General features: G+C 54.8%; 12 protein-coding genes and 1 tRNA gene. 3 read left to right on the top strand and 10 right to left on the bottom strand.

From position 1 onward, the window contains the following. Positions 1-97 precede the first annotated feature (97 nt). The 4 genes from DXH95_RS00420 to DXH95_RS00400 all read right to left on the bottom strand — a co-directional run bounded on the left by DXH95_RS00420 (position 98) and on the right by DXH95_RS00400 (position 4142). Complete coding sequence (locus DXH95_RS00420; protein WP_181883520.1) at positions 98-1258, bottom strand: tyrosine-type recombinase/integrase; 1161 nt, start codon at positions 1256-1258, stop codon at positions 98-100. A 256-nt stretch (positions 1259-1514) separates the two neighbouring features. Further along, positions 1515-2726, bottom strand: a complete 1212-nt coding sequence (locus tag DXH95_RS00415; RefSeq protein WP_147291651.1) for an AAA family ATPase — start codon at positions 2724-2726, stop codon at positions 1515-1517. An 81-nt stretch (positions 2727-2807) separates the two neighbouring features. Beyond that, entirely contained in the window at positions 2808-3134 is a 327-nt protein-coding gene (locus tag DXH95_RS00410) for a hypothetical protein (protein WP_147291650.1), read from the bottom strand. Between the two features lie 633 nt (positions 3135-3767). Next, entirely contained in the window at positions 3768-4142 is a 375-nt protein-coding gene (locus tag DXH95_RS00400) for a hypothetical protein (RefSeq protein ID WP_115547514.1), read from the bottom strand. Positions 4143-4346: 204 nt separating this feature from the next. On the opposite strand from DXH95_RS00400, the gene DXH95_RS15970 reads away from it, so the two are divergent. Further along, positions 4347-4700: a hypothetical protein gene (locus tag DXH95_RS15970; RefSeq protein WP_147291649.1), complete on the top strand. Its 354-nt coding sequence runs from the start codon at positions 4347-4349 to the stop codon at positions 4698-4700. 73 nt (positions 4701-4773) lie between these two features. On the opposite strand, the gene hsdR is transcribed toward DXH95_RS15970, so the two are convergent. The 5 genes from hsdR to DXH95_RS00370 form a co-directional block, all read right to left on the bottom strand. Then, positions 4774-7095, bottom strand: a complete 2322-nt coding sequence (gene hsdR / locus DXH95_RS00390; RefSeq protein ID WP_115547512.1) for an EcoAI/FtnUII family type I restriction enzme subunit R — start codon at positions 7093-7095, stop codon at positions 4774-4776. A gap of 4 nt (positions 7096-7099) precedes the next feature. Continuing rightward, a complete protein-coding gene (locus DXH95_RS16035) occupies positions 7100-8293 on the bottom strand; it encodes a restriction endonuclease subunit S (protein WP_181883519.1) in 1194 nt (397 codons plus the stop codon). Further along, positions 8290-9741 (bottom strand): class I SAM-dependent DNA methyltransferase, encoded by a 1452-nt coding sequence (locus DXH95_RS00380; protein WP_115547511.1) that lies wholly within the window; start codon positions 9739-9741, stop codon positions 8290-8292. The genes DXH95_RS16035 and DXH95_RS00380 overlap by 4 nt, the downstream gene beginning before the upstream one ends. Before the next feature lie 226 nt (positions 9742-9967). Continuing rightward, positions 9968-10043, bottom strand: a tRNA-Ala gene (locus DXH95_RS00375). Positions 10044-10093: 50 nt separating this feature from the next. Further along, complete coding sequence (locus DXH95_RS00370; protein WP_115547510.1) at positions 10094-10720, bottom strand: TetR/AcrR family transcriptional regulator; 627 nt, start codon at positions 10718-10720, stop codon at positions 10094-10096. Between the two features lie 111 nt (positions 10721-10831). On the opposite strand from DXH95_RS00370, the gene DXH95_RS00365 reads away from it, so the two are divergent. Together DXH95_RS00365 and DXH95_RS00360 are read left to right on the top strand one after the other, a co-directional pair. Continuing rightward, positions 10832-11665: a metal-dependent hydrolase gene (locus DXH95_RS00365; protein WP_420822271.1), complete on the top strand. Its 834-nt coding sequence runs from the start codon at positions 10832-10834 to the stop codon at positions 11663-11665. Positions 11666-11849: 184 nt separating this feature from the next. After that, positions 11850-12722 (top strand): metal-dependent hydrolase, encoded by an 873-nt coding sequence (locus tag DXH95_RS00360; protein ID WP_181883518.1) that lies wholly within the window; start codon positions 11850-11852, stop codon positions 12720-12722. Here DXH95_RS00360 and DXH95_RS00355 read toward each other — a convergent pair. Then, positions 12719-13306 (bottom strand): GNAT family N-acetyltransferase, encoded by a 588-nt coding sequence (locus tag DXH95_RS00355; protein ID WP_115547507.1) that lies wholly within the window; start codon positions 13304-13306, stop codon positions 12719-12721. The genes DXH95_RS00360 and DXH95_RS00355 overlap by 4 nt on opposite strands. Positions 13307-13396: the final 90 nt, after the last annotated feature.

Here is a 13396-nt window from a genome sequence, read left to right as displayed (position 1 = left end):
GTCGATTAGACTTTAACAAACTGAATGTGAATGTAAAATCGCAGCGTGAATAGCCAGCCGAAGCGCCCAACTAAGGCGCTTCGGCTGGATTTCTTGCTTAGCCCAAGCCACCCATCATATTGGCAGCTCCGGCTTCAACGGCTTTCATCAAGGTATCATTAGCTACATGTGCATATTTCTGGGTACTGCGGTGGTCTACATGGCCGAGAACGCGACCTACAGCATACAGGTCAATTCCAGCATTGATCATGAAACTGGCGGCGCTGTGCCGTAGGTCATGAATCCGCAAGTCATATAGACCAGCCGCATCCCTTGCCTTCTCCCATGACCGTTTAATGTCGGTGTAGGGTTTCAGCGTGTCTGGGTTAGGCAGTAGCCAAGGACATCCTGCCCAGCGTGGTAAGGCTTCGATTGTCTCGACTGCCGATTGCGACAGCGGGACAAAGCGCGGCTTGCCTGTCTTTGTGGTAGGGATAAGCCATGTTCGCCGTTCAAGATCGATCTGCTCCCACTTGGCGGTCAGCAACTCGGTCTTGCGCGCACCGGTTAGCAGCAACAGGGTTACGATGTTTTTAAGCTGCGGACTTTCGGATTTGTCCAAAGCCTTAAACAGTCGCTTCACTTCGCCAGCCGACAGATAGCGTTCGCGAGCGTTGCTATATTTCCGGCGTGGCACATCCCGAACCGGATTGGACAGCACGCCGGGAAGTTTCCACTGCCTTGCCAGTTCGAACGATCGACCGAATACCGTCCGCAGCTTATCGACGGTTGCCGGTGCAAGCCCAGCAGCGGCTTTCTCGGCAAACCATTTGGCAATGTCCTGGGAAGTGATTTCATCCAGCCGCATTTTGCCCCAGCGGGGCAGCAGATGGTTCTTCATCACGAATTCGGTATTCTTGGGCTGCTTTTGGTAAGTGCGCGCATGGGCAAGATGGTCGGCAGCCAATTCCGCATAGGTTGGCACTGCTTTCTTCTCAGCCTTCTTGGCGGCTGGATTTCCACCCATGACAACTTCAGCGCGCAATCGCTTCGCCATCTTCCGGGCTTGGTCGAAGCTGATATCTTCATACCGCCCGATCTTGTGTTGCCGTTGGCGACCGGCATCATCGATGTAGCGCAAGGCATAGGTCTTGCCTCCACCAGCGCGGCATTCCAGCAGAAAGCCGGTTGTAATGACATCCCAGTAGTCGGTTTTCTTTTTGCCTTCCTCACACCTAGCGGTCAGGCAGAATGTGGCATCGAGTTTCACTTTAGGCATAATTACCTCCATGTTGAATTTGATTTGCGTGTCCGTCGCCAGAGGGCGGCGGGCGGACGCGAGGGGTTGGGTTCAGCGCGTCGCGGATCGGCGGCTGGTGAGGCCCAAGCGGGCCAGAAGGGTCAGTTCAGGGTGGAGACGGGCGGCAAGCGATCCGCCGCAGCATCCCAGCTTTTCAGCTTTTCAGTCCGGCATCAGTCATCGACCCACGCGGGCGCTGCCACACTGGAAAACTGAGACGCTGCAATCCTGCAGGTCAGTCGGGAGCGGGTTCGCCTGTGGGCAGCAACTGGTAAATGTGCTTGCCGCGCTCGCCTATGGTGAACGTCCAGTGGTATTTGGCGGGATTGTCACCTGTGTAGCGGTCAAGGATCTTGACAACACCTTTGCCGCTGGTCTTGGTGCGCTTGGCCGTTTCGGATGCGATGTGCATTTTGGTGACAATGCCGTCGCGGATGCAGCCCTTCACGGCGTCCACCAGCTCAGCGTCGGTTCGTTGTTCGATCGTGCGTTCGATTTCTCCGAGCTTGTCGAACGTTACAGCCTCCACCGATGCCAGCAGCTGTTCGTAAGTCAGCCCGTTCTCGGTCGAATAGGCATAGGCCACCTTGTCTGGGCTATCCCCTCGTCGCTTTATACAGTCGAACCGCACCACTCTTTCGCCACCGGGCTGTTCCAGTTCCAGAGGCGTAAGCAAATAGGCAGCGTCGAAGTCCTCCACGAAGTCAGTGGTCCCGGCATAGCGCAGCGTTCCGTTTGGCGCTGGAACTTTATTCGTATGGGCATACGCCAATACCGTGCCGCCCCGCATCACGAACTGGCGACAGGCATCAGCAAAGGTCGAACTATCGCGCTTATCCATGAGGTTGGCGAATTTCTTGATCGTGTCGATGACGACGATCACGCCGCGTGCCTTTCCCGTCCGCGCCATGTTCAACAACAAGCCATGCAAATCCTGGGCCCGGAAGTCCTCAAAACCCTGCACCAGCATATGTGCACCCACGTCTTGCAAGATGCGTAACTTCTCAGCCAAACCGGATGAGTTGTCGTCGCAGTTAAGGTAATAGAGGTTGCCTGCTGCCAATCGCCCCTCGCGTATAGCCTCCTGAGCCAGATGCATACCTATTAGCGTTTTGCCGGAATTTGGAGCGGCGTAAAATATGGTCGCCTGCCCCGACCGGCAAACCTGTCCAAGCAATGGTCGGTTTGACTCCGCCAGTTTTTCCAGCTCGTCAGCTTTCCCCTGCAGGCTGTATTTCAACAGGGGAACGTTAAGCATAACCGGATCAGGCGCAGGCGGTGGCGGATCGCTCAAATTCTTGGCGGCTGGTATTGTAATGGACTTGGGGTCGATCGGATTGCCGCCACCGGCGCTGGATGGATCGCGCGCATTTTCAGGTTCGTTTTTCATGGTAATCTCTTTTGTTGTAAGGCGCGGTGGCAACTCCGCGCGGAACCAAGGCTTCAACAAAAGGCTCAAATGGGGCTGGGACCCGTAGTCACTAAACCGAGTTGGTCGGCTATAAGAAGATTCTCAAATCAGGCAAACTCAGCGAATGGTGCGGTAGTGTCCAAGCGGATTGACCGACCACATATGGCGCTCCGGATCGGTTCCGGTCCTGTCCTTGAGTATCAACGACACATGACTGACATTGTAACCAAAGGGGCCGAGCACACCACGTATATAGGCCATGGTGTTGATACCGTTCTCGATGCAAGCAGCGATCAGTATCGCGACGCGATCATGCTTGTTCTTACCGCAGCGGGATTCGAGATCGCGCAACTCGTCGAGGAACTTGTGCCACTCGCCGGGTCCGAACTTATGTGAAAGACCTCGGGGTGGAAACGGCTGCATGGGCCTGTCGTCATTTTCCATTTTTACTCCTCTTTCTCAATCAAGCGGTCGAACTAAGACCGCAACGATCTGATGGGGTCTGCCTGTGACATCTGTCAACCGGAAAAGTCCATTAACATATTGTAATATAGACATTTATAAGCAGAACGTGCTGTGGGCAGGACTAATTATTTTTCCCTTCTGAAAGTGTCGAATTGAGCACTTTGGAAAACAAGCTGAGTTATGATGCTCTAGCCTTAGTTTGTCCTAATCAGATCGTGGCGGCCCGTGCGATGGTAACGGGTCATCGGAGGGCGAAGCTGAACCCGATTCGGGATTTGGACCTTGCGAGTCGCTGGGGTGATTCGCATCCCGGAACAGGTAATATGCGACGCACACTATCCCCGACGCGAACGCCGTCTTGGGGAACGCGCTCGCCAACCATGTTAAGCCGCCCACGATGAGGAAGCCGATTGTTTGCGACGTTCGTGCGTACAAGCCCCAGACAAGTGAAAGCACAATTGCAAGAGCCAGCGCTGCAAGGGTAACTTGTGCGGCTGCGATGATGAGGCAGCCTAGAATTATGTAAGCGATCAGTTTCATAGCCGATCCTTTCGTCAGATACGAAAAAGGCCGCACAACGGCGGCCCTCTTCGACATTCAAATATGATGACTCTATGGTCGCAAGCCGTTTTCCAGCAGTCTTCTTAGGATTGGATCAATCCCGGCCTTTAGCGCGAACAGCGCAATGCCGTAGCCATCGTCGGAAAGGATGAAGACGGTTTCGTAGAATAAGCCGTGGTCGATTACCCATTCCCAAGCAGGGGTGTAATCTGGGTCATCCATTGTAAGCTGGATATGCAGGCCGGTTTCGCGTTCGACGTCGGCCAGCGTGTCACCCGCCTGGACAACAACGAATTGTGCCATGTCGCGTAGGGGCAAGTCATAGCCAAGCATAGCACGGCGATCCTGCAACAGCATCCGCAAGGGTTCCGGCAGGGGTAATTGTAGCGCCTTTTGCAGAGACGCGTCTTCATGTATCGAAAGCATGGGCTTTCTCCTCTTTGCATACAGAAAAGCGCCCAAGGCGGGATGCCTCAGGCGCTACGGGGTGGGTTTGTTGGTTTTGCTGGAAAGCGTGTTCAAGAGCCCCAGCGCGGAGCATCCAAAAGAAATTGCTTTTCCAAAATCTGTTGAGTTATAAAATTAGTCGTCTGTCAGATTAGTATTTTGAAATTATCGGCGGGGAATAGCATGTATAGATTTGCATTAAGCTTGGGATTAATTTTGACTTCTGGTTCGGCAAGTTCGAAGGAAATCACCGAAACTCTCTCCAAACCGATCAGGGCTACTTTTACCAGTAGTTTGCCGCCATCTGGATTGGAGCTTTGTATTTCCGATGCCATTACGACTATCGGCGGCGCTATCCCGATACCTATCAGGAATGGCGAAAAGGATGTTATGATCCTTGGTTATGGCCATACCCCAAAGATAATTGTGTCACTCACTGCGGTAGAAAAAGGAACCAGAATAGATATCCGCACAAAGAGCGGTGATATGGATGATAAATTAGCGCAGAGCATCAAGGCTGGCTGTCCACTAAATTGATATAAACTGTTGTTATTTATATAAGATATCGGATATTCCGAACGAATGCTGCGCTCATTATTAAGTGAGCAAGTTAGTCTTCGTACAAATCTTTCTGGAAACCTGTAAAGGTCGTGCGGATGTCCGAGACGCTGCCCAGTTCGCGCACGGCGTCGGATGGCGAGCCATATTTCAGTTCGAGCAAATCCGGCAGCTTTTCGGTGCCCAGTTCTTCCTCGCCTTCGGCAACATATTGCGACAGCACAAAGTCTAGGAAAGCTTGTTGCTTGGCGTCATACCGCGACAATATGCTCGCGCGGTGATTGGCCACCCGTTCGGCGCGTTTCAGCGGCGGCTTGGTGTGTGCGATATAGTTCAGCACGTCGAACAGATCGCAATCTTCGCCGTCGATCATCTGGCGCACAGCGGATAGCGCCTCGCCATCGAAGCCGCGTTCTGCAAGCCCCGCGACCAGCGCAGCGCGTGTATCGGGCTGCCCCCAAATGCGTCGAAGCTCGTCTTCATCGCGGAAGAGTTCAGGCAGCTTGCCAAACAGGTTCTCGACAAATTGTGCCGCCGATATGGGCTTGCCAGAGGCATCCCAAAAGGTTGACGCACTCATATGCTGGAAGGTGCGTTCCTTGCCGTCAGCCAGCTTGATAACCAGCTTCTTCGGCTTTTCCTCCTCTTCGTCCCCGTCATCATCTGGCGGCTGCGGCGGACCTTCGGGTTTCGGGCGCGGTTGGCCGGGGGCTTCCGGCGCAAGGGGTTCGCCATCCCATTCGGGATCGTTGAACAGTTCATAGGCCTTCACGAAATCGTAGATCGTGAAATAGTCCTTCCCGTCGAACAGGCGCGTGCCGCGACCGATAATCTGTTTGAACTCGATCATCGAATTGATCGGGCGCATCAAAACGATGTTGCGGATGTTGCGGGCATCTACACCGGTCGAAAGCTTTTGCGATGTCGTCAGGATTGTCGGAATGGTCTTGTCGTTGTCCTGGAAGGCGCGCAGCCATTGTTCGCCCATCGCGCCATCATGGGCGGTTACGCGGACGCAATAATTGGGGTCGGTGCTGGTTTTTGTCTGATTGATCAGGTCGCGTATCAAAGCCGCATGTTTCTGCGTTGCACAAAAGACTAATGTCTTTTCGCGCTGGTTGATCCGCTCCATGAAGATTTTAACGCGGTATCGTTCGCGCGCTTCGATTTCGATCGTCCGGTTGAAATCGCCTTCCTTGTATCGCTTGCCTTCTTCGACTTCCCCTGCCTCCACGGTATCGCCGGGGGTAAAGACATATTCGTCGATCGTGGTGCCCAGTTCGACCACCTTGAACGGTGTCAGGTAGCCATCGTTGATTCCTTCTTTCAGCGAGTAGGTGTAAACCGGCTCCCCGAAATAGGCATAGGTATCGACATTGTCCTTCCGCTTGGGCGTGGCCGTCAGTCCGATTTGTACGGCTGGTGCAAAATATTCCAGAATCGCGCGCCACTCGCTGCCATCCTTCGCGCCTGCGCGGTGGCATTCGTCGATCATGATGCAATCGAAAAAGTCGGGCGGATAGTCCTGATAGTTGAAGGCGGGTTCCTCTTCCTCCCCTGCATCGGTCATTACAGATTGGAAGATGGTGAAGAAGATGCTGCCATTTTTGGGCACGCGACCCTTCTTGCGTATTTCGGCTGGCGTTATGCGAACCAACGCGTCAGGCTCGAATGCGGAAAAGCTGTTATAGGCTTGGTCGGCCAGAATATTGCGGTCCGCCAGAAACAAGATGCGCGGGCGGCGTGATGGCTCGTTGTCATTCTTCCAGTCGCCAAGGTTCCAGCGCGCCTGAAACAGCTTCCATGATATCTGGAAGGCGATCGCCGTTTTACCCGTGCCGGTGGCAAGGGTGAGCAATATCCGGTCCTTGCCATGCGCGATGGCGTCCAGCGTCTTTTCGATGGCATTATATTGATAATAGCGCGGCTCGAACTTCCCACCGGTTTCATAGGGTACAGCGGCAAAGCGATCGCGCCAGTCATTGGCCTCTGCAAAGGTCGCATCCCACAGCTCTTGAGGGGTTGGCCAGCGATCGACCGGGCCTTCCTTGCCCGTCGCCATGTCGATCCGGTAAATGTGCGTGCCATTGGTCGCATAGGCAAAGCGGGTTTGCAGGCGTTCGGCATAATCCTTTGCCTGCCCCACACCCTCGCCAACGCCCTTGCTCGCGGCCTTGGCTTCGACACTGGCGAGCTTTGTGTTGCGATAGACCAGCACATAATCCGCCGCCTTCGCAGCACTACGTTTGCCCGATCCGGTCAGTCGTCCAGGCGCGATAACCTCTCGGCGCGTCCGGCTGCCTTCCACCACACCCCAACCAGCCGCCGCAAGCGCAGGGTCGATCAGGTCAGCGCGGGTTTCGGCTTCGTTCATCGGATCAGGTCAGTTCCCCGGCAAAGGCCTTTTGTAAAAGGGATTGTTTGAGTTCATTTAAGGCCTCAACCTTGTTTGCATATAGTCTCAGCAATTCCAATCGCTGACGATTAGCGATGCTAAGCTTTTCAACCGCCGTTCGCTGTTCCTCAAGTGTAGGAATAGGTAAATGCATGTCTGCCAACTTCGACGCGTTAAATCCACCTTGGGCACTTCCTGACGTACCCTCGTTTACAACTTTCCAATATTGTGGAGTCTGAAAAAAAAGCTGAACAAATTCCGGCAAAACCTCGTTGTTGCTTATTCGCAGCCGTATTAGGTAGGATGCGGCAACCGCATCGGGAGGATTATCGATCAGAAAGCTCTTACCTGTCGTCGCCCCGGTTCGTGCAAAAACAATGTCGCCGTTCTCAAGCTTCTGGCGTCTGAAGTCTTTTTCTGAAATCGGACAATTCGGCACTTTCTCCCACGAAACTTCACCTTCCTGAATGTCCGTTATTCTCAGAAACTTAGGCCCGATCGGCTCAAAACTAGCTTTCTCAGTATAGCCATAACTAACCTCGGAAATTTGACCGATTTGTGTGTCGCGCCATCCCGCATTTCGGGATGAAAACACCTCACCCAAACGCGCCTCAAACAGCGCCCGGGCGTTGGCTAGGTTTTTTTGGGCGTTTGCGGTGGCGGTGGCGATGCCTGCAAAGGCCTTGTCCAACACCGCAACAATCCGCCGCTGTTCGTCGAGAGAGGGGATGGGAACATCGACTGTTTTCACCAAATCTGAATTTAGATTGCGGACAGTCGAACCAGCCGCCAGCCGATCAAATTGTCGATATGCTGCATCAGAACCAAGATAGTGATAGAGAAAATCTGGATCAAATAGTCCAGATTTGTCACTTAAAACGAGCCAGCCGTCGTGAATGCAGCCCGTAGTTTTCATTATATACGGTCTGCCAAAGCTCATAGAATTTGACAGGATGAAATCGCCCGGCCTCACTAATCTTGATTTCTTTAGTCCCTCAGGACGTATTTTTTCCTTCGTATGTTCAATGTACTTGTCGCTTGCTGTCGCGTCGCTAATTTTGATCCAGTTGATCCCATCCGGTGCATCAGTCAGATAGTCCTGAATTGGTCGAGGCGAGCCGCCGCGAGCAACGTGGCATAGATCCCCTAGTTTTTTGGAGGGATAAACAACGCTCACAGTAGCGCCTTAATTTCAGCCAATATCGTTGCACTCTCAGCATCCAGCGCAGCAATCTCTTCCAATATTGCTTCAGGGCTGCGAAGCGCTACTTGCTCTCCCGCATCGGGGTTCTTCACGGACAGATCGAAACTGGTCTGGTCAATGCTGCTTGCCGCCACGGTCCAGCTTTTGGGGCTTGTGGCAAAGCGCGCCTGCAGTTCAACAAATTCCGCCAAATCATTGTCGTTCAACGGATTGGTCTTGCCCATGTTGCGACCGGGATCGAGCTGATAATACCAGATGTGCTTGGTCGGCTCGCCCTTTTCAAAGAACAGGACCACGGTCTTCACGCCCGCGCCCTGAAAGGTTCCACCGGGCATATCCAGGATGGTGTGCAGGTTGCAGCTTTCGAGCAATTCCTTGCGCAGCGCGACGCTGGCATTGTCGCTGTTCGACAGGAATGTGTTCTTGATAACGATCGCCGCCGTACCACCTGCGCGAAGCGATTTAATGAAATGCTGCAGGAACAGGAAAGCGGTTTCGCCGGTCTTTATCGGGAAGTTCTGCTGTATTTCTGGTCGTTCCTTGCCGCCAAAGGGCGGGTTGGCCAGAATGATGTCGAACCGGTCCTTTTCCTGAATATCGTTGATATTCTCACCCAGCGTATTGGTGTGCAGGATGTTGGGCGCTTCGATGCCATGCAGAATCATGTTCATGATCGCGATGACGTAGGCGAGCGACTTTTTCTCTTTGCCGTAGAAGGTGCGGCGCTGGAGCGTTTCATTATCGCCCGTCGATTTGGCTTGGGGCTTCAGATAATCATAGGCTTCACATAGAAAGCCAGCCGAGCCAACCGCACCGTCATAAATCCGGTCGCCAATCCTTGGCTTCACCACCTGTATCATCGCGCGGATCAGCGGGCGCGGCGTGTAATATTCGCCGCCATTGCGCCCCGCATTGCCCATATTCTTGATTTTGACTTCATACAGGTGCGACAGTTCATGCTTCTGGTCTTGCGATCGGAAGCTCAGCTGGTCGATCAGGTCCAGCGCATCGCGCAAGGAATAGCCGCTGTTGAACCGGTTTTTTATTTCCCCGAAAATCTCGCCAATTTTGTATTCCAGCGTATCAGGCGCAGGCGCGCGTTGCTTGAAACCTTGCAGGTGCGGGAACAGCGTACCGTTGACGAAATCGATCAGGTCCGGCCCGGTCATCGCCTTGTTATGATCCAGCTTGCCATCTACCCCTTTGGGCGCGGCCCACGTTCCCCATTGGTAAGGCGCGCTCAGGATCGGCGCATAGGGCTGCCCACGCAATTCGGCTTCAATCTGCCGGTCGCCTTCCAGTTCATCCAGATATTTCAGGAACAGCAGCCAGCTTGTCTGTTCAGTATAATCCAGTTCGGTGGTACATCCCGCCTCTTTACGCAGGACGTCATCGATATTCTTGAAGGTTTGTTCAAACATGGGTGAGGCTTAGCTTGGACCAGCCGCCAATAGCAACAGCGGTTGGCAATCGGACCAATAAGCCTTCTATCGTTCCGGGTTTAGAGAACGGATCGACACAGCCGAATGCAGTATAGCGTAGGTCGAAGGTAGATTCCCTACCCAAAGCGCCCCAAGCTGGACCCACGGAAGTTTCCTCCTAGAAGGCACTTCCGCCGTATGCGTTGATTTTCCCTGCTGAAAGAACTGGTGGAGCCGAGGGGAATCGAACCCCTGACCTCGTCATTGCGAACGACGCGCTCTACCAACTGAGCTACGGCCCCGTTCCAGCATCGCGAATATAGGAATGGCCCGCAGCGCTTGCCAAGCGCCTTTATTGATTCTGCAGCGCCTGCCAAGCGGCGAATGACTGCGCCAGACGTTCGGCGGCTATGTCGCGCCCGGCCCCCCGATCAAGCCCCAGCGACATCGACAAAGGTCCGCCTAAAAGCGAATCCCCCAGCGCGAGCAGCACCAGTTCCATCGTCAGCTTGTGCAGATTGCCATCTTCATGGCCGCCCTCACCCACTTCATCAACCAGCCGGTGGATCGCCTCAACGACCGGATTGAGCGCATCTTCGTTGCCGCTAAGCAGCATCCATGCCGCAAGCGCGCCGGCACCCGCCTTGTCGAAATGGTCAAATATCATGTCGACCAGATCGCGTGGGCCGATATCGCCGCCGCGGAAGCGGTGGATCTGTTCGCCAATATCGATGCAGATAGATTCCGCATGATACGCCGCCAATTCGCGCTGCAAACCCGATGCCGAACCGAAATGGTGGAGCAGATTGGCGTGCGTACGCCCAATCCGTGCAGCGACTGCCTTCAGCGTCACCGCCTGCGGACCTGCCTCTACCAGAATGTCGCGCGCCGCCTCAAGCGCCGCCAGACGGCTAGCTTCTGGTGACAAGCGTTTACGTGCGACCGCTTCACCCTTGATCGGGAATTTCACTATTGACATTAATGTTAATTACCCTAAAAGCCCTGAACTGTAAAGTCTTCCCCATCTGCAAAGGGACAACGCGTTAACGCTCCTGTCAAGATCGATACCGAAATAGCTGTGCAAAAAGCGGTGCCCACGCCTGCCGACCTGACCATTACCCCCCGCGATCGCCGCTTCGGGCGCACCGAAGGCCATGTGCAGGACCGCTGGTGGAACAATGGCAATCCGTTCGCCACCGCCTTTTTCAACGCGCTGTCGACTACCTTTCCTAAAGGCGAGGCCTTTTTCATCGAAAGCGTGAAAGCATTCCGCGAAGGTGCGTCCCCCAAATTGGCCGAGGAAATCCGCGCGTTCACGATGCAGGAAGTGATGCACACGCGCGAGCATGTCGCCTTCAACCGCCGTGTAGTCGATTCGGGCTATGATGTAACCTTCCTCGACGAACAGGTTGATCATGTGCTGGAACTAATCAAAACCCGCCCTGCTATCGTGAATCTGGCCGCGACCATGGCGCTGGAGCATTTCACCGCGATCCTCGCCCGCGAATTGCTGGAAAATCCTAAGCATCTGGTTGGCGCCGACCTTGAGGCCGCTGCCCTATGGCGCTGGCATGCGGTTGAGGAAATCGAGCATAAAGCCGTCGCTTATGACACCTGGCTGCACGCGACCAAGGGCTGGAGCCGTTTTCGCCGCTGGAAACTGAAATCGCTGATGATGCTGGTGATCACTACACGCTTCATCCCCGAGCGCATCAAAGGCATGCTCAATCTGCTCGAGCAGGATGGCATCACCGGCTGGAAAGCAAAGCGCGGCATTTTGTGGTATGCTTTCGGCAATCCGGGCATGTTCCGGAAAATTTTGGGTGCTTGGGCCGCTTATTTCCTGCCGGGCTTTCACCCCTGGAACAGCGATGAGAAGCACCTGATTGCGCGCTACGAGGCCGACAACCCCGTTGCAGTCTGATTTGGCGTTAACGCCGCAACGCCTTGACCAATCTGTAAAATCGCTATTCCTTCCGTTAGATTAACCCTTCCCATTAAGCGGCGTTTATCGCGCCACGCTTATTGTCGGAAGCATGGATCAGATAGACAGCTTAAGCGTCGTTGCAACCTTGCCGAGTGGCAAACAAGGTACTCAACGGATGCATGTGCGCCAGTTTCGCGGAAAACCGGCACAGCAAGCTGCACGGCACTGGGTGCGAGGCGACATGTTCGCCACCGCCTTCCTCAATGCCCTGTCCGTCGTCTTTCCGCGTGGCGAAGCCTTCATGATTGAAGCTTTGCGCCCCTGGAAAGACCGCGCCGATGGCCAACTGGCACAGGACATCGCAACCTTCATTACACAGGAAGCCGCGCACAGCCGCGAGCATGTCGGTTTCAACAAGGCGATCATCGACGCTGGCTATGACATCGAAGCGCTTGATCGGGCGATCAAGCAGTTCGTTTCCTTCTTCTCCGGCTGTGGTGAAGTCACCAAGCTGGGGGCGACGATGTGCATCGAGCATCTGACCGCGATTGTTGCTGCCGAAATCCTGAAGAATCGCGAACATCTGGAAGGCACCGACCTCGAACTGCGCAAGCTATGGCTTTGGCACGCGGTTGAAGAGGTCGAACACAAGGCAGTCGCCTTTGACGTCTGGATGTTCGCGACCCGCGAGTGGAGCGGCGCGCGGCGCTGGCTGACACGCGGCGCGCTGTTGCTCGCGGTATCGCTCAGCTTCTTTGTGAACCGCACGCGCGGGCAGGTCGAACTGCTGCAACAGGATGGCTTGTCCAAGCCAAAGGCTTGGTGGCAATGTATCCGTCACGGCTTTGCCAAGGGTGCGATTGGACGAAATGTCATGGCCCCATGGGCCGAATTTTTCCGCCCCGGTTTTCATCCCAACCATATTGATGACCGCGAGCTATTGGTGCGTGGAGAGAATATGCTCGCGGCTATCAAATTGGTAACCGAAGGGTCCGCAGGCGATGTCGTGCGTACCGTCCCGGCCCTTTCCGAAAAACTTGCCGTCAACGCCTAGGCGGCGCGCAATGCTTCACCCATAGTGGGTCGAATTCGCCACATCGACGCGGTGTCGGAAATGTCACCGTCACCGCCCGTCAGATCCTGCTCGTACAGCACCGTGGTTGCTGCATAGCCCCGACCCGCGCTGAAACGCTCCTCACGCCGACCGGTTTGCCGGAAGCCCAGCTTGCGCAGAACTGCACCCGAGGCGGGATTATCGATGAAATGTGATGCAACCAGCTTTTTGTGACCCACCGTCTTGGCAATTTCGACGACCGCACGCCCGGCTTCGCTGGCATAGCCGCGTCCCCAATGGCTGCGAGCAATCCAATAGCCCATCTCGGTTGCGTCGTCACGCGCGCTAAGCCCGCAGGCACCGACGATGACCGGAGCACCCTCAGTACGCAGATAGAGGATGAAGTTCGGGAACAATTCTGCCTGTTCACCGCCAACAAAGCGCAGCGCATCCTCGAACGAATAGGGCCACGGCGCCTTAGCAAGGTTGCGGACGATGCCTTCATCGGCGATCGCACGATAGAGCGGGCCCGCATCTTCGGGCCAGCTGGGTCTCAACAACAGTCTTTCGGTTCTCGCGAACATGGTCTCTCTCCTGACCTGATGGCTGCCCCTTGGAACACTTTAGTGACAGCCTTGTGAAATTTTCCATCCCGAAAGGGGTAGGGTGCAGGG

Origin of the sequence: Sphingorhabdus pulchriflava, from assembly GCF_003367235.1 — a bacterium.
Taxonomy (GTDB): Bacteria; Pseudomonadota; Alphaproteobacteria; order Sphingomonadales; family Sphingomonadaceae; genus Sphingorhabdus_B; species Sphingorhabdus_B pulchriflava.
The sequence above is the reverse complement of the archived record's forward strand: the minus strand, read 5'-3'. Positions and strand labels throughout refer to the sequence as shown.

Bases quoted from the DNA above. Each gene is read 5' to 3' on its own strand.
- DXH95_RS15970 (WP_147291649.1), top strand. From the start codon at position 4,347: ATGTATAGATTTGCATTAAGCTTGGGATTAATTTTGACTTCTGGTTCG.
- DXH95_RS00420 (WP_181883520.1), bottom strand. From the start codon at position 1,258: ATGCCTAAAGTGAAACTCGATGCCACATTCTGCCTGACCGCTAGGTGT.
- DXH95_RS00370 (WP_115547510.1), bottom strand. From the start codon at position 10,720: ATGTCAATAGTGAAATTCCCGATCAAGGGTGAAGCGGTCGCACGTAAA.
- DXH95_RS00400 (WP_115547514.1), bottom strand. From the start codon at position 4,142: ATGCTTTCGATACATGAAGACGCGTCTCTGCAAAAGGCGCTACAATTA.
- hsdR (WP_115547512.1), bottom strand. From the start codon at position 7,095: ATGAACGAAGCCGAAACCCGCGCTGACCTGATCGACCCTGCGCTTGCG.
- DXH95_RS00355 (WP_115547507.1), bottom strand. From the start codon at position 13,306: ATGTTCGCGAGAACCGAAAGACTGTTGTTGAGACCCAGCTGGCCCGAA.
- DXH95_RS00380 (WP_115547511.1), bottom strand. From the start codon at position 9,741: ATGTTTGAACAAACCTTCAAGAATATCGATGACGTCCTGCGTAAAGAG.
- DXH95_RS00410 (WP_147291650.1), bottom strand. From the start codon at position 3,134: ATGGAAAATGACGACAGGCCCATGCAGCCGTTTCCACCCCGAGGTCTT.